Origin of the sequence: Halomonas sp. ALS9, from assembly GCF_001651035.1 — a bacterium.
Lineage (GTDB): Bacteria > Pseudomonadota > Gammaproteobacteria > Pseudomonadales > Halomonadaceae > Vreelandella.
This window is the reverse complement of the sequence record NZ_LXRG01000110.1, coordinates 168,720-184,525: the sequence shown is the minus strand read 5'-3', so window position 1 is coordinate 184,525 and position 15,806 is coordinate 168,720. Positions and strand designations below refer to the sequence as shown.

General features: G+C 55.0%; 11 protein-coding genes. 5 read left to right on the top strand and 6 right to left on the bottom strand.

Annotation, left to right across the window (positions count from 1 at the left end; translation table 11 throughout):
- Window positions 1-249: 249 nt before the first annotated feature.
- Window positions 250-903, bottom strand: a complete 654-nt coding sequence (locus tag A6R74_RS09025) for a hypothetical protein (protein ID WP_064234440.1) — start codon at window positions 901-903, stop codon at window positions 250-252.
- 5 nt (window positions 904-908) lie between these two features.
- Window positions 909-2,753, bottom strand: coding sequence for a DUF294 nucleotidyltransferase-like domain-containing protein (locus tag A6R74_RS09020; RefSeq protein ID WP_064234183.1), 1,845 nt, complete (start codon window positions 2,751-2,753; stop codon window positions 909-911).
- 682 nt (window positions 2,754-3,435) lie between these two features.
- Here A6R74_RS09020 and A6R74_RS09015 point away from each other — a divergent pair.
- The 4 genes from A6R74_RS09015 to A6R74_RS09000 all read left to right on the top strand — a co-directional run bounded on the left by A6R74_RS09015 (window position 3,436) and on the right by A6R74_RS09000 (window position 10,198).
- Complete coding sequence (locus A6R74_RS09015; RefSeq protein WP_064234182.1) at window positions 3,436-3,696, top strand: DUF4212 domain-containing protein; 261 nt, start codon at window positions 3,436-3,438, stop codon at window positions 3,694-3,696.
- 6 nt (window positions 3,697-3,702) lie between these two features.
- Complete coding sequence (locus A6R74_RS09010; RefSeq protein WP_064234181.1) at window positions 3,703-5,484, top strand: sodium:solute symporter family protein; 1,782 nt, start codon at window positions 3,703-3,705, stop codon at window positions 5,482-5,484.
- A gap of 149 nt (window positions 5,485-5,633) precedes the next feature.
- The gene (locus A6R74_RS09005) at window positions 5,634-6,143 is read left to right on the top strand and encodes a hypothetical protein (protein ID WP_007113810.1); all 510 of its coding nucleotides are present in this window, start codon (window positions 5,634-5,636) and stop codon (window positions 6,141-6,143) included.
- 113 nt (window positions 6,144-6,256) lie between these two features.
- A complete protein-coding gene (locus tag A6R74_RS09000; protein WP_064234180.1) occupies window positions 6,257-10,198 on the top strand; it encodes a hybrid sensor histidine kinase/response regulator in 3,942 nt (1,313 codons plus the stop codon).
- Between the two features lie 38 nt (window positions 10,199-10,236).
- Here the strand turns inward: A6R74_RS09000 and A6R74_RS08995 are convergent, their stop codons facing one another.
- From A6R74_RS08995 to A6R74_RS08985, 3 genes are all read right to left on the bottom strand, one after another.
- Window positions 10,237-10,899, bottom strand: a complete 663-nt coding sequence (locus A6R74_RS08995) for a response regulator (protein WP_007113812.1) — start codon at window positions 10,897-10,899, stop codon at window positions 10,237-10,239.
- 282 nt (window positions 10,900-11,181) lie between these two features.
- Entirely contained in the window at window positions 11,182-13,131 is a 1,950-nt protein-coding gene (gene acs, locus A6R74_RS08990) for an acetate--CoA ligase (protein ID WP_064234179.1), read from the bottom strand.
- Window positions 13,132-13,346: 215 nt separating this feature from the next.
- A complete protein-coding gene (locus tag A6R74_RS08985) occupies window positions 13,347-13,886 on the bottom strand; it encodes a SprT family zinc-dependent metalloprotease (protein ID WP_064234178.1) in 540 nt (179 codons plus the stop codon).
- Window positions 13,887-13,980: 94 nt separating this feature from the next.
- On the opposite strand from A6R74_RS08985, the gene A6R74_RS08980 reads away from it, so the two are divergent.
- The gene (locus A6R74_RS08980; protein WP_064234177.1) at window positions 13,981-14,640 is read left to right on the top strand and encodes a YecA/YgfB family protein; all 660 of its coding nucleotides are present in this window, start codon (window positions 13,981-13,983) and stop codon (window positions 14,638-14,640) included.
- A 27-nt stretch (window positions 14,641-14,667) separates the two neighbouring features.
- Here the strand turns inward: A6R74_RS08980 and A6R74_RS08975 are convergent, their stop codons facing one another.
- Window positions 14,668-15,789: a phospholipase D-like domain-containing protein gene (locus A6R74_RS08975; protein ID WP_064234176.1), complete on the bottom strand. Its 1,122-nt coding sequence runs from the start codon at window positions 15,787-15,789 to the stop codon at window positions 14,668-14,670.
- Window positions 15,790-15,806 lie beyond the last annotated feature (17 nt).

Sequence of the window (15,806 nt, the reverse complement as noted above, 5' to 3'; positions counted from 1 at the left end):
TGAGAGAAAAAGGTAGTGTCTATTCTAACAACACTCACCGCCTGACCCAACTAATCGTCAAGCTCGAGGCCGAGGGGAGGTTTCCGCGAGGGCGCTGTGAACCCCTCCATGGGCGCTACTTTCGCCATCTGACCGCCATGGATGGCGGAAATGGCGGAATTGTTGGGAACATTTTCCGGCCATGGCGAAAGACCCTCGCTCCAACCTCCCCTCGTATCTCATCATTAGCCGTTTAAAATACCCATATTACTAAGCCACCTCCGCCATAACCCGCTGCAGGCGTATATACAGCAGTGCGCTGGCGGTTGCCTCGCCCAGCACGCTCTGCACGCCCATATAGGGCACCTGCCAGCACGCCAACGCCTGAGCGAAGCTGCTGGGCGCCTCTACCTGCGGGTGTAAGCGCCGCAGCTGGCGCTGATGCAGTCTCGCTACATCGACCTGGGCATTGGGCAGGGCAAAATTCAGCCGCTTAGTCAGTAGTGTATTCAACGCCCCAATGCGCTGCTCCAACTGCCAGCCCACTATGGGTCGATTGCCGATAAATTCGACTAACGCGTTCAGGTTATCACTGCTTGGCGGCTGCATCTCCCCGGCCTCGCATAACAAATGATGACGACGCAGCGTCGCGCTCTCGGGCTGTCTGGCATTGCCTAACGTCATCACAAAAGCACGGCTGGTTCGCACCTGTTGCTGGCTTAGCACAACCGCTGCCAGGCTGATTACGGGCGATGATGTCGTGGGCGTTGTCGTACAGGCGAGCGCCACCAACTCTTCACCCATATAGGGCTGAAACAGCCAAGCATAGGGCGAGTCTGCACAGCGCCGACGGTCGCTTTCGCGGCGCAATAAGGTGCGCAGCGAGCCGCTAAATAGCGCCATATGTCGATCTAACAGCCGCATTCCGCTCACGAATACTCCAAATGATAACGATGGGAAAGCCGCTGCTTAAAGTCTTTGACAATATGCATCGCCTCGCGCAATAGATCGCGCTCCAGGGAAGATAGGTTTTGCACTACAACTCGATTAGCGCGGCTGCCGTTTTGGGGGTTAGCTTCTTTTGTCTCCGAAGACGTTTCCAACGCACTTAGCTGCTGTTTAAGACGCAGCTCGGAAAACAGCGCCAACGCTTCGCCTAAGTCATCGGCAAAGCGGCGATCTAAACGGCCATCGGCAGCCAGGGCGTCAAGCCGGTCTAGCGTTGAGGTGGCTTTAATTCGCCGTTCAAGTGCCATGGTGCGTACACCGTGAACAATCGGAAAAATGCCGCCTTTCTTAATATCGATACCGTGCTGGGGCTTTTTCAATGAGCCAAACAGCGTCAGCGGGGTCGAGAAACGCAGCGCCGTGCGGGCGAAATAGGAGAGCAGCAGCTCATCGTTCGAACAGCGTTCAAACAGCTCATCACGGACGCTTTCAAGCAGGCTTGGGTTACCCGCCACCGCATGGGCGTCGAGCATAATCGCCAGTTTCATCAGGCTGTCGCCATCACGCTCCCGAGCCCACTTGGCGATATGGCCTTTCCACTGCGATACCGTGGCCACCCACTCGGGATTAGACACCATAATATTGCCGGGGCACGGCGGATAGCCGAGTTGAATCAGCGTATCGGTGAGCGTCTGCATATGGCTTGCAAGGTCAGGCCACTGGGTTTCATCGGCCAGAATCAGGCCGTTATCCTGATCGGTTTTGAGAATCTGTTCACCGCGCCCTTCGCTGCCCATCACCATCATGCAGCTCTGTTCGTGGTAGCGCTCATCGATGGTGAACTCCCAGGCTTTACTTATGATACGACCGTTCAGCGCGGCAAGCAGATCCATCGCAAAGCGCAGCTTAACGCCCTGGGCCATTAGCGCTTTGACCAGCTCTGGAGTGCGCTGACTGGCCGCAGAAAGCGCTTCTAAGCTGGTCGCCTGCTCCACCTGCAGGCTCACCACATAGCTGCGGCTTGAGAAATAACTAAGCACATCGGTGAGCTCGACAACGCCTTTCAAAACGCTGTGCTCCATCACCACCACCCGCGCCACTTTATGACGGGTCATCAGTACCAAAACCTCAAACAAATACTGATCCGGCGCGGCGGTCACCAAATTAACATGGGCGATCTCATCCACCGGTGATGTAACGGCGCGGCCCTCCAGCACTAGCGCGTTGAGCAGATCGGTTTTGGTCACCATGCCCAGGGTGTCTTGGGTTTCTACCAGCAAGCTATCGGCGTGGCTTTCGTTGAGTTGTTTCACCGCGCTGGCAATATCGGTCGTCGCTGCCATCAGTAGCGGCTCGCGCATACACTCGCTCACCTTGGCCAACATAAAGCCCGCCATGGTGACACCCCCTTCGGCACGCTTTTCGGTCAGCAGGCGAGCCTTATGGGTCAGCGACTGGCGAAAGAAATTGCTGAAATCGGGGTAATGACGACACAACTGCTGAAACAACGCTTTGGGCAGCAGGTAGCACAGGCACTCCTGCTCCGCTTTAAAGCGGTAGCGGCTTTTACCGTTGAGAATACTGATCGCGCCAAACAGATCCCCTGCCGTGTAGTGGCCGATACGCGCGGTAGACGAGGGCAATGTCGGGTCGATTTCCGCCACTTCGCCTTTATGAATCAGAAAAACAAACTCACCTGCTTGCCCCGTCTCTAAAATGATTTCGTCACGATCGAAATAGGCAAGGTCAATGCCACGGCGAATATGCTCGCGCCCCTCATCGTCAAGAAGCGTAAACGGCAGCTGGGATAGATCCACATCGACCATGGGATTTGACCTCGTTCAACTAAAGGCTAATTAACAGAGTATAAGTAGCATTAAATGTATAACCGCTCGATATTTCCCCATATAAACGACGTCACTCCAGCTCTTCAAAAACTGTTATCGATTATTATATGAAGGTGGCCGTACGGGTATAAAGGATTCACTTCCCAAGTAGCAAGTAGAACGTTGTTATACCTTTAGCTATCACGCTAAGGTCGAAGCGACTTTTGATACACTACCAAAGTATCGATAGTTACTAACCACCACTGCCCATTAAACGCAGTACATGTATTTAAAGTAGCCAATAACCACCTTTATTTGCTTACTAGACTATTGTCCCATAGCCCTGCAAACAGCTAAAAAATTCGCTTAACTGGCGTCTAAATACAACTATTTTCAACAACATGCAGCTAAAAAAGATCCCCTACTCTGTTTATTGATACCAAAGTCTGGGATTTATTTTTTGACGTTTATTGCCCAGTATTAACAATGAGTCATGCAGGGTAATCGCACGTCACTAACTAACTCGACATTTCATATCGAATAATAAGGTGGCGTGCCAACAGGAACTGACTCACCACTCCTTACGATTGAGTGGCTTTAGACGTGCGATTGCCCTGATGGGTCACACGCTATTCCTCGTGAACTTTCCCAACCTTAAAAATCACAAGTGGAGAGCAACACTATGGCAGACGACAAAACCAATGCTGCTGAATACTGGAAAGCAAACGTCCGATTAATTTTCGGATGCCTGGTTGTTTGGGCATTTGTTTCTTACGGATGCGCTATCCTGTTTCGCCCACTGCTCGCCGGCATTCCGGTTGGCGGCACTGACCTTGGCTTCTGGTTTGCACAACAGGGCTCAATCCTAACGTTTATCGTGCTGATCTTCTTCTATGCCTGGAAGATGAATAAGCTCGATCAAAAATTTGGCCTTGGGGAGTAAGCCGGTATGAGCCAGTTTGCAATTAACTTACTGTTCGTCGGCGCCTCCTTTGCCTTGTATATAGGCATTGCGATTTGGGCGCGCGCCGGCTCTACAAAAGACTTCTATGTCGCCGGGGGCGGGGTTCACCCCATCACCAACGGTATGGCCACTGCGGCGGACTGGATGTCAGCAGCGTCGTTTATTTCTATGGCGGGTTTGCTGGCCTCTGGTGGCTATGCTAACTCCACCTTCCTGATGGGCTGGACCGGTGGCTACGTTATCCTAGCGATGCTGTTAGCCCCTTACCTGCGTAAGTTTGGTAAGTTTACCGTGCCCGACTTCATTGGTGATCGCTTTTACAGCAACACCGCTCGCCTAGTGGCGATCGTGTGCTTGATTGTGGCGTCGGTGACCTACGTTATCGGTCAAATGACCGGTGCGGGCGTGGCGTTCTCGCGCTTTCTTGAAGTCAGCAACACCTGGGGTATCTGGTTAGCCGCGTTGATCGTTTTCCTCTACGCCGTATTTGGCGGGATGAAAGGCATCACCTACACCCAGGTAGCGCAATACATCGTTCTGATCATCGCTTACACCATTCCTGCGGTGTTTATTGCCTTTCAGCTAACCGGCAACCCGATTCCAATGTTCGGCATGTTCAGCACCCACACTGAATCCGGCATTCCGTTGCTTGAAAAACTGGATGACGTCGTCAGTGCCCTCGGCTTCCGCGACTACACGGCCGACGTGGATAACAAGCTCAACATGGTGCTGTTTACCCTGTCGCTGATGGTCGGTACTGCCGGTCTTCCGCACGTTATCATTCGCTTCTTCACCGTACCGAAAGTGGCCGATGCGCGTTGGTCTGCTGGCTGGGCGCTGGTCTTCATTGCCTTGCTCTACCTGACTGCACCAGCGGTAGGCTCTATGGCTCGCTTGAATCTGGCGACCACCGTGTATCCAGAGATGGCGGGGCAGGTTGAAAACTACGAAGAGGCTGCGCGAAACCCGATTCTCTACGAAGAGCGCCCAGATTGGGTGCGCACATGGGAAGAAACGGGCCTGATCAGCTTCAATGATCTCAACAATGACGGCCGTATCCAGATGTATAATGATGCTGCCGACTATTCTGATCGTGGCTGGGAAGGCAACGAACTCACCGTTAATAACGATATCTTGGTACTCGCCAACCCTGAAATTGCCAACTTGCCCGGCTGGGTCATCGGCTTGATCGCAGCAGGTGGTATTGCCGCGGCTCTGTCTACCGCCGCTGGTTTGCTACTGGCGATCTCGTCGGCGATCAGTCACGATTTGATCAAGACCATGATCAATCCGAAGATTTCCGAAAAAGGTGAGATGTTAGCGGCGCGAATCTCCATGGGCGGTGCGATACTACTGGCCACCTATCTGGGGCTCAATCCGCCAGGGTTTGCGGCACAGACGGTGGCACTCGCCTTCGGTATTGCCGGTGCTTCGCTCTTCCCTGCGCTGATGATGGGCATCTTCTCCAAGCGGATGAACAATTCAGGCGCAATTGCCGGTATGCTGGCGGGCTTGATTTGCACCCTGCTGTACATCTTCACTTACCTGGGCTGGTTCTTTATCCCCGATACCAACACGCTGGCCAACACGCCGGATAATTGGATCTTCGGTATTTCGCCGCTCTCCTTCGGTGCCGTAGGCGCGATGATCAACTTCGCCGTTGCCTTCGCGGTTTCAAGAGTGACAGCTGCACCGCCGCAGGAAATTCAGGATCTGGTGGAAAGCGTTCGCTATCCGAAAGGTGCTGGTATGGCAATCGACCATTAAGTCATAATCCATCCTGGCGGTTTATCGCACTGTTGTGATATCGCTTAGGAATTGACCTTACCATCGGGCTTCCTTAGGGAGGCCCGATGGCTTTTATAGATGGCTTTTTATCGATAGCTTTTATAAACGGCTTTTTGAAAGGATATTTTATGATTTGGCATTTGATCGCCGCCGTTTTTGCAGGCCTTGCGGCTGCCGGGATTGGCTTGATACTGCGCACGTTGAGCGGCAAACGTTTGCCCAAGTGGATAGTGCCGGTGTGTGGCGCGCTGGGGATGTTGGGCTATCAAATACAGGTCGAGTACAGCTGGTTTGAACACAAGCAGGCGCAGCTACCCGAGACCGCTACGGTGATATCAACGGAGAGCAGCACGGCGGTGTGGCGCCCCTGGACCTTTGCATTCCCCATGATCACCAAGTTCAGCATGGTCGATAGTGAAAACATTCTTATGAGCGAGCAGGATGGCGCCCGTTTAGCAGAATTTATCCTTTATCAGTTTGAGCGTCATCACACCGATATATTGATCACCCAACACTATCTGCTCAACTGTGATAACCGTGAGCTAGTACCGCTGGATGAAGACTCCCGCGACCCCATCCTGGAAGAGATCCGCACGCTGCGCGAAACATCACCGCTACTCAACAACGTGTGCACTTAGACAAATAAAGTCTGTGGTGTAAACAAGCCGAGGGAATGGTCGTACAGAACCCTCCATTTCGCCTAGAATGAAGCCTTTTTATTAGCGCACCACACTCTGGCGGGGAGAAAGGCATGTTTCACGGCGGGCTACTGGTAGCGGTTTCGTTACTCTATATTGCCGTTCTATTCGGCATTGCTTGGTACGGTGACCGTCGTGCGCGCACCCACGGCGCCACCCGTCGGCGCCCGATCATCTATAGCTTAGCGCTGGCAATTTACTGCACCTCGTGGACGTTTTACGGCGCGGTGGGCCAAGCGGCGACCGCGGGCTGGTCGTTTGCGAGCATCTTCGTCGGGCCGATATTGACGTTTCTGCTGTTTTGGCCGGTGTTGGCCAAAATGATTCGCGTCGCCAAGCACCAAAACGTTACATCCATTGCCGATTTTATTGCCTCCCGCTATGGCAAAACCCAGTCGCTGGCCGCCTTTGCCAGCCTGGTCGCCCTTGTCGGCACCCTGCCCTACATCGCACTACAGCTAAAAGCGGTTTCTACCACTTTTAGCGTCCTGACCGATGCCACCGATGTGACCCATACGCCGCTATTTGGCGATACGGCCTTCTATGTGGCGATCGTGATGGCGATCTTTGCGATTCTATTTGGCACTCGTCATACCGATGCCACCGAACACCACGAAGGCTTAATCCACGCCGTGGCGTTTGAATCACTGGTCAAGCTGCTGGCCTTTGTGGTGCTTGGCGCTTTTGTTACCTGGGGTATGTTCGATGGCCTAGGCGAGCTGATGGGGCATGCCGAAAGCCAGCTCGAGCTCCAGCGTCAGCTTGCCAATCAGGATTTTGGCCAAAGTTTCTGGGCGCAAACGCTGCTCGCGATGCTGGCGATTCTGTGTCTGCCCCGCCAGTTTCATGTGGCTGTGGTCGAGAATATTCATCCTGATGACGCCACCAAATCCCGCTGGCTGTTTCCGCTTTATCTGCTGGCCATTGCGTTTTTTGTGGTGCCACTGGCTGCAGCTGGCTTGCTGCTGTTCTCCGAAAGCGGCGTAGAGCCCGACACCTACGTGCTCGCGTTATCCATGGCCTCAGGCCATCAGTGGTTAACGCTGCTTACCTTTATCGGTGGCTTCTCGGCGGCGACGGGCATGGTCATTGTTGCCGCAGTAGCGGTGTCGATCATGATCTCCAACGAAATTGTGATCCCGGCACTGTTCCGACTGCGCTGGTTTGATACCAAGGCGCGGGATTATGGCCGCCTGGTACTGCGCGCGCGGCGTTTAACCATTGTTGCCGTGCTGGCCATGGCCTACGGCTTCTATCAGCTGATTGCTGAATTTACCTCGCTGGCTTCGATTGGCATGCTCTCGTTTGCCGCCGCCGCCCAATTTGCCCCGGCGCTGATTGGTGGGCTCTACTGGAAGCGTGGCAATCGGCTAGGCGTGATTGTCGGTATGAATGCGGGCTTCGCAATCTGGGCCTATAGCCTGCTGATGCCGGCCATGATCAATGCCGGGGTGCTGCCCACCGGTTGGCTTGACGGCGGTCCGTTGGGTCTTAACTGGTTATCTCCCACGGCGCTATTCGGCCTCAACTTAGGCGACAGCTTTACCCACGGCGTAATGCTGTCCCTCGGGGTTAATCTGTTCTGCTACATATTTGTTTCTCAGGTCACCTCACAGCGCGTCGTTGAGCGTATTCAGGCTTCGCTGTTTGTGGATAGCGTGGAAACCCGCCAAACCTCAGTTAACCGCCCCTGGACCGGGGCGACCACAGTCGGCGATTTAAAAGTGCTGTGCGAGCGCTTTCTGGGGGCGGGCCAGGTGGATCGTGCCTTTGAAGACTACGCCCGCCGGGTGGGTAAGCCGTTGGACGATGGCACTCGCGCCTCAATCGATATTATCCAGTTCACTGAACGCTTTCTGGCCTCGGTGCTGGGCGCATCCTCGGCTCGCATCGTGGTTAACTCAGCACTTCAAGGGCGCGGCATCGGCATCTCGGATGTGATTTCGATTGTCGATGAAGCCTCCCAGGTATTGGAGTTCAACCGAGCGCTGCTCCAGGCCACCATTGAAAACATTAACCAGGGCATTAGCGTGGTCGACCAAAACCTGCGCCTGGTGGTGTGGAACCAGCGTTATCTGGAGCTATTCCGCTTTCCTGACCACTTAATTCGCGTTGGCGCTCCCATAGACCGCATCTTCCGCTACAACGCCCACAACGGCGAATACGGCCCGGGTGATCCGGAGGAGCACGTACAGCTACTGCTCGACAATATTCGCGAAGGCCAGCCCCACCGCTACGTGCGCTACCGCCAGGATGGCAGCGTGCTGGAGGTGCAGGGCAACCCGATGCCCGGCGGCGGCTTTGTGTATACCTATCAGGATATTACCCAGCAGAAGCGCATCGAAGAGGCGCTGATTCGCTCGGAAAACAATATCCGTATCTATACCGATAACGTGCCCGCCCTGATCGCCTACTTCGATAAAGAGTGCCGCTACCTGTTTACCAACCGCGCCTACGAGCAAGCGTTCAATATTGACCGCAATGCAGTGATTGGTCGCCGCTTTGAAGACGTACTACCGGTTAAACAGGCGGAGGAACGCGCCCCCTGGGTGTCCCGCGCGCTCAGTGGCGAACGGGTCAGCTTTGAAGTCTCGCTGCGGGTCAACGAGGCGATGCGCTATATGCTGGTCACCTACACGCCACACTTTGGTGACAGCCAGGCGATTCTCGGTTTTTTCGCGCTTTATCAGGACATAACCGAGCGCCGCCAGGCCGAAATTGCCCTTAAAGAGACCAACGAAACCCTGGAAGAGCGCGTACGCGAACGTACTCAGGCGCTCTCTGAAGCTAACGCCGCGCTGCGCCAGGAGAACCGCGTACGCGCTGAAGCAGAGCTTGCTTTGCGCCAAGCCAAGCAGTTGGCGGAAGATGCCAACGCCTCAAAGACACGCTTTTTGGCCGCCGCCAGCCACGACTTGCTGCAACCGCTTAACGCGGCTCGGCTATTTACTTCCGCGCTGATGCAAAACGTAACCACCACCGATACCCAGCGCATCGTGGGGCATATCGATAACTCGCTGCAGGCCGCCGAGGAGCTACTGAGTACTCTGCTGGATATCTCCAAGCTGGACGCAGGCGCCTTAACGCCGAGGCGCAGTCACTTTGCCCTGGCGGATATCTTCCGCCCGCTTCGCGCCGAATTCGAGGTGATGGCGGATGACCGCGGGCTGGATTTAGAGGTCGTGCCTACGAAGCTTTGGGTCGACTCAGACCCTCAGATGCTACGACGCATTGTGCAGAACTTTTTGTCTAACGCCATTCGCTACACCCAAGAGGGCCGCGTGTTGCTCGGCTGTCGCCGCCAGAACGGCTGGCTGTCGATTGAGGTTTGGGATAGCGGCCCAGGTATTCCGGAATCCAAACTAACTGAGATCTTCCAAGAATTTCGCCGTTTGGATCAAGTATCGCGCCACAAAGAGAGCGAAAAAGGCTTAGGGCTTGGGCTCTCCATTGCCGACCGTATGAGCCGGGTGCTGAATCACCCCATTAAAGTTCGCTCGACGGTAGGCAAAGGCGCGGTTTTCTCGGTTAGCGTGCCGATTGTTGCCGCCCACGCAGCGAGCAGTGCCGAGTTTGAACCCCAGGGCCGACGCGGTAGCCATAAGCTAAGCGGTACGCGGATTGTATGTATCGACAACGAGACGCTGATTCTGGAAGGCATGACCGCAATGCTGAGCGGCTGGGGCTGCGAGGTGTTTACCGCCACCAGTATTGGCGGGGCCAAGTCGATCCTGCGCAATATGGATGGCGACCCGGACGCTATTCTGGCGGACTACCACCTGGATAACGAAGTCACCGGCTTAATGGCGCTAGAAGCGCTCAGCGAGCGTTTTGAAGGAGCGGTACCGGGGATTGTGATTACCGCTGACCGTACCGAAGCAGTGGCCGAGGAGATCAAGCGGGCGGGCTATCAACTGCTGCTGAAACCGGTTAAACCGGCGGCACTGCGGGCGCTATTGACGCGCACGCTGCAGGCCAATCGTGCGGCGCGCTAAGCGCGCCGCGGTTAACACAGTCGTTGCTTGCTACTTGCTTAGGAAACGACTTTTGGCGGCTCAACTTCAAGTTTCTGAGCTGCGATAACCGCCTGAGTACGTGAGTGTACGCCCAGCTTGCGTAGAATCGCGGTCACGTGGGCCTTAATCGTGGCTTCTGAGACGCTCAGTTCATAAGCGATCTGTTTATTTAGCAGACCTTCGGTCAGCATATTCAAGACGCGGAACTGCTGAGGCGTTAGCGACGCAATCGCCTCGGCAAAACGCGACTCCTCTTCGCTGGTCTCTTCCAGCACGTTGGCCAACGCTTCAGGCAACCACACTTCGCCTTGCAGAATTTCACCAACGGCTTCAGCAATTAGTTGTAGAGACGATGATTTAGGGATAAAACCCGACGCGCCGTAGTCAATAGCACGACGAACCACGTAGGGCTCATCACTGCCAGACACTACCGCGACAGGGATATCAGGCATTTGGCCGCGCAGTTGGATCAAACCAGAGAAGCCGTGGGCTCCCGGCATGTGCAGATCGAGCAGAATCAAGTCGGCGTCTGGGTGGCGATTCACCACGTCAGTGGTGGCTTCCATGGTATCCGCTTCGACAATTTCCGCCTGGGGGGCCAACTGGCGTAACGCTTGGGTCAGCGCTGCACGAAACAGCGGGTGATCGTCAGCGACGATAAACTTATGAGCTACTGCCATGGATATTCCTCCGGTTCCTCGAGCAGCGGGGTTGTCTGCCGCCGCGACGCTAGGCTCTTACGGTTGTGAAGCATGGTACCCCATGGGCTTCATCATGCCCAAGCATCACATGCACAATTTATAATAGATAGTTCATACCAATGAAACGCGTAACTATAAATCCATATCTACAAGCACGTATCTGTAAACACGTAGCTGTAGACACAGTCGTGCCGACCCACTCGGGTCGGCACGTTTTTTCAATGGTCTATTGCGGCTAGACAGCCTACATCGGTGTCGCCACTATTGATTGACGCGATGCTCAATCAGCTCATCGACCACCGACGGATCCGCCAGCGTGCTGGTATCGCCCAAGCCATCACACTCGTTGGCGGCAATCTTGCGCAGGATACGGCGCATGATTTTACCCGAGCGGGTTTTCGGCAAGCCTGGCGCCCACTGAATCACATCCGGCGACGCAATCGGGCCAATATCTTTACGCACCCATTGGGTCAGCTCTTTTTTGAGTTCGTCTGACTCTTCAATACCGTCGTTCAGGGTGACATAGATATAGATGCCTTGTCCCTTAATATCGTGCGGGAAGCCAACAACGGCTGCCTCAGCAACAGCACTGTGCGCAACCAGAGAAGACTCAATTTCGGCGGTACCCATGCGGTGACCGGAAACGTTCAGTACGTCATCCACACGGCCAGTAATCCAGTAGTAACCATCTTCATCACGACGACAGCCGTCACCAGTGAAGTACATACCATCGTAGGTCGAGAAGTAGGTCTGGGTATAGCGTTCGTGGTCACCCCAAATAGAGCGCGCCTGCCCCGGCCAGGCGTCAAGAAGCACCAAGTTACCTTCGGTGGCACCTTCTAAGATGTTACCTTCATTATCCACCAGCGCGGGCTTCACACCAAAGAACGGCATGGTTGCCGAGCCCGGTTTAAGCGGTGTAGCGCCCGGCAGCGGAGCAATCATGATGCCGCCGGTTTCGGTTTGCCACCAGGTATCCACAATCGGGCACTTTTCGTTGCCGATAACGCGATAGAACCACTCCCAGGCTTCAGGGTTAATCGGTTCGCCCACGGAGCCCAGCAGACGCAGGCTATCGCGCTTGCTCGAATCCATGACGTTGTCGCCATGGGCCATCAGAGCGCGTACCGCGGTGGGCGCAGTGTAAAGAATATTTACGTTGTGCTTATCAACGATATCACCCATACGGCCATGGGTGGGATAGCTGGGAACGCCCTCAAACATCAGGGTAGTCGCGCCGTTGGCCAAGGGGCCATAAACGATATAGCTATGCCCGGTGACCCAGCCAACATCCGCGGTGCACCAGTAAATTTCACCCTCTTGATAGTCAAAAACGTACTGGTGGGTCATGGCTGCGTACGTCAGGTAACCGCCAGTGGTGTGTTTCAAGCCTTTAGGCGCACCGGTAGAACCAGAGGTATACAGAATGAACAGTGGGTCTTCAGCGCCCATGGCTTCAGCTTCACACTCGCTGGACTGCTTATCAACTAGCTCATCAAACCAGATATCGCGACCGTCTTTCCACTCGATTTCACCACCGGTACGCTTCACTACCAGAACGTTTTTACACACATCGGTGCCGTCACGGGTTAGCGCGGCGTCTACGTTCTCCTTAAGCGGCACGTGCTTGCCGCCGCGCACCGACTCATCGGCGGTGATAACCAGTTTGGAGTCGGCACCAATGACACGCTGGGCAACGGCGTCCGGCGAGAAGCCACCAAAGACAACCGAGTGAACGGCCCCGATGCGCGAACAGGCAAGCATCGCCATTGCCGCTTCGGGAATCATCGGCATATATAGCGTGACGGTATCGCCTTTACCGATACCCAGCTCTTTCAGCGCGTTGGCCAGCTGATTCGTGCGTGCATAGAGTTCGCGATAGGTAATATGTTTGGACTCATCGGGGTTATCGCCTTCCCAAATGATCGCCGTTTGATCACCGCGCTTATCCAGATGGCGGTCAAGGCAGTTGGCGCTGACGTTCAGCAGACCATCCTCAAACCAACGAATATCGACATTGTCACGCGCAAAGGAGGTATTTTTAATTTTGCTGGGCGCTTTAATCCAGTCGAGGCGTTTGGCTTGTTCAGCCCAGAAGCCTTCCGGATCGTCCATCGACTGCTGATACATGGCCTCGTACTTGGCTTGGTCGGCCCAGGCATTGGCGGCGAAATCGTCGCGCACCGGATAGATGTTCTGTTGATTGCTCATGAAATTGCCTCTGTCCGTGGAAATGCACTCTCTAGAAAATATAGTCTAGAAAAAATAGTCGATACTGTTGTGCCAGGGATTATTGAACGTTATTGGTCGTATCGACACCCAGTAATGTGCCCTTAGCATAAACCTCCTCGAGCAGGCTTCCCTTTAGACATTGGTATTAGCATTTTTCATTTAAAAAACAGATATTTATAAACGAATCAAAGCACTTATTCCGGCCTGTAGACCAACGTCTTAGCGCATTGTCGACAGCGGTAACGACGCCCGTTTACCACTAAAGCATGACGTCGCGGGGTAAACTGATGAAACCGGCAATCGCACTGATAACGATAAGGTGCGGACTGCGCCTGCTTAATATCAAACCGATGGGTCACACTAGGAACTAAGCCGAAGAGATCGCGCATCACCGTTTTCCACTCGCGGCCGTGAGGTTTTAAGCGCGGGCCATTGTCCAAATGAAACACCAGCCAATGGGCCATTTCGTGTGGAATCACCTCATCAAAAAACGCCGTGCGGTTTTCACTCAACAGCACCGGGTTTAAGCGTAGGCCACCGTGGCCAAGGTGGGCCTGCCCCGCTGACGCGCCGCGTAGGTTAAACCACACCTTAGGGGCTGGCAGCCCAGGGTTCACTTCACGGCAGCGCTGCCACGCCTGCTCAACGCGCGCCCGTGCGGCCTGGTGTAACGCTGTTTCCGACATGGCGGCCAATTCAGCGGCGGGCCAAGGGGGCAGTGGTAATGTCTTCATTAGTGATAAACTAGCCGTTAAAGATAACCATTGATGAACGATTCGTTGATGAACGACTCATCAATGAAAAAATTGTATAGATGAGGCTTTACGCATGGCAGAGCGCAGTGACACGCCCGACACCAACACGCCGCCGCAACCACTGCTCGAGGATGAGCAGCTGGATAGACTGGACGACTTCCTCGATTCTGATCAAGTCGATGAAGACGCCCTGGATCTCATTTCCGCCCATGGCTTTTTAGTGGCCCTTGCCGTGGCTCCCAGCGAAGTGCCGCCCACCCAGTGGCTGGCTGAGCTGTTTCAGGGCGAGCCTCGCTATGCCGATGACGCCGAGCGTGATGAGATTATCACCCTCCTCACGCTATTGCGTGACAACGCGGTGGCGGTACTCGAACAAGGGGGTCTTCCGGAACTCCCCTTTGAGCTAACGCTCGGCGGCGAACCCGCCGAAGACACCCCCATTGGCGATTGGTGTGCGGGCTTTATGGAGGGCGTCTTCAGTGACGAGAGCGCCTGGTTCCAGGACGACGAAGAGGCCGCTGCCACGCTACTGCTGCCGTTTATGTTGCTCTCTGGGCTATTCGACGAAGAGCCGGATATGGCCGAGCTGGCGAAAGATCAAGCGCGCCAGGAGTCGCTGGTGGTGCAGTTGCCGGAACTGGTGTTGGATCTTTACCTGCACTACCGCGTGCCGCCAGAAACCCCCAAACCCAAACCGCGTAAAAAAACGCCGGCAAAGGGCAAAAAGCGCTAAGCACTTTTCGTTACTTAAGCCGCGTCACTATTTAAGTCTTGTCACTGCGGCATCCAGCACGCCATAGAGCCACTCTCGGGCTCGCTGCGCCCAGGGTCGCGCCGCCCAAGCCGCGGCGTCGACCTCCTGGCTGGCGGCAAAGTTACGCTCAAACAGCTCGCGTACGTCAGCCGCGAGTTGCGGATCCTTTGCCTCTTGGTTCGCCTCTAGGTTCCAGTGCAAGTTCCAGTGATCAAAATTACACGAACCAATGCTTACCCACTCATCGGCGAGCACAAATTTGGCGTGAATAAAGGTCGGTTGAAACTCAAAAATGCGTACGCCAGCCTTGAGCATGGTGTGGTAAAAACGCTGGCCGGCAAAACGCACGCCGGGATGGTCATGTTTTGCCCCCGGCAACAATAAACGCACGTCAACCCCGCGGCGAGCCGCCTTAACCAACCGCCGACGTAGGGCAAAGGTGGGCACAAAATAGGGCGTACACAGCCAAAGACGCTGCTCAACCTGGCTGACACGGTGGTGCAGTGAGTGACGTATTGCTTGATAACGGTAGCCACGGGCTGACATTGCCCGCCCAGGCACACCATTGGCAAGCGCCTTAGGCGCACGCCGCTCTGGGAGAGCAACCGCGCGACCATCGCCCTTCTCCCCACGGGCCAGCCGTGAGTGCCACAGGCGCCGAAACAGCTGTTCCCAATCGGCCACCACTGGACCTTCAATACGCAGCGCAATCTCGTACCAGGCGTTCAAAAACTCATCCACCGCGCCAAAACCACCGGTGAACGCCAGCTCGCCGTCAATAACGACTATTTTGCGATGGTCACGGCTCAAGTTCAGCGCTAAGGAGTGGAAGCCGATGGGATTAAAAAAGCGCAGTTGCACACCGCCCTGCTTGAGGCGCTGGCGATCACTACTGGAGAGGCCCATGGAGCCATAGCCATCCAACAGCAGACAGACGCAGACTCCGCGTTGGGAAGCCTTGATCAGCGCATCACTGACCTGATTTGCAAGCTCCCCCGACTCCATCAGGTAGAGCTCTACCAGCACATAGTGCCGTGCGGTATGCACCGCTTGAAACATAGCGGGCAAAAAGCGTGTGGCCTCCGGCAGCAGTGTAAATCGATTACCTTCTCGCCACGCGTTCTGCATGGATGCTCCTTGCGTTA

What these genes read in the sequence shown, in the direction of transcription:
- A6R74_RS09000 (WP_064234180.1), top strand. Translation starts at nt 6,257, where the DNA reads ATGTTTCACGGCGGGCTACTGGTAGCGGTTTCGTTACTCTATATTGCC.
- A6R74_RS09020 (WP_064234183.1), bottom strand. Translation starts at nt 2,753, where the DNA reads ATGGTCGATGTGGATCTATCCCAGCTGCCGTTTACGCTTCTTGACGAT.
- A6R74_RS09010 (WP_064234181.1), top strand. Translation starts at nt 3,703, where the DNA reads ATGAGCCAGTTTGCAATTAACTTACTGTTCGTCGGCGCCTCCTTTGCC.
- acs (WP_064234179.1), bottom strand. Translation starts at nt 13,131, where the DNA reads ATGAGCAATCAACAGAACATCTATCCGGTGCGCGACGATTTCGCCGCC.
- A6R74_RS09015 (WP_064234182.1), top strand. Translation starts at nt 3,436, where the DNA reads ATGGCAGACGACAAAACCAATGCTGCTGAATACTGGAAAGCAAACGTC.
- A6R74_RS08980 (WP_064234177.1), top strand. Translation starts at nt 13,981, where the DNA reads ATGGCAGAGCGCAGTGACACGCCCGACACCAACACGCCGCCGCAACCA.
- A6R74_RS08975 (WP_064234176.1), bottom strand. Translation starts at nt 15,789, where the DNA reads ATGCAGAACGCGTGGCGAGAAGGTAATCGATTTACACTGCTGCCGGAG.
- A6R74_RS08995 (WP_007113812.1), bottom strand. Translation starts at nt 10,899, where the DNA reads ATGGCAGTAGCTCATAAGTTTATCGTCGCTGACGATCACCCGCTGTTT.
- A6R74_RS09005 (WP_007113810.1), top strand. Translation starts at nt 5,634, where the DNA reads ATGATTTGGCATTTGATCGCCGCCGTTTTTGCAGGCCTTGCGGCTGCC.
- A6R74_RS09025 (WP_064234440.1), bottom strand. Translation starts at nt 903, where the DNA reads ATGCGGCTGTTAGATCGACATATGGCGCTATTTAGCGGCTCGCTGCGC.
- A6R74_RS08985 (WP_064234178.1), bottom strand. Translation starts at nt 13,886, where the DNA reads ATGAAGACATTACCACTGCCCCCTTGGCCCGCCGCTGAATTGGCCGCC.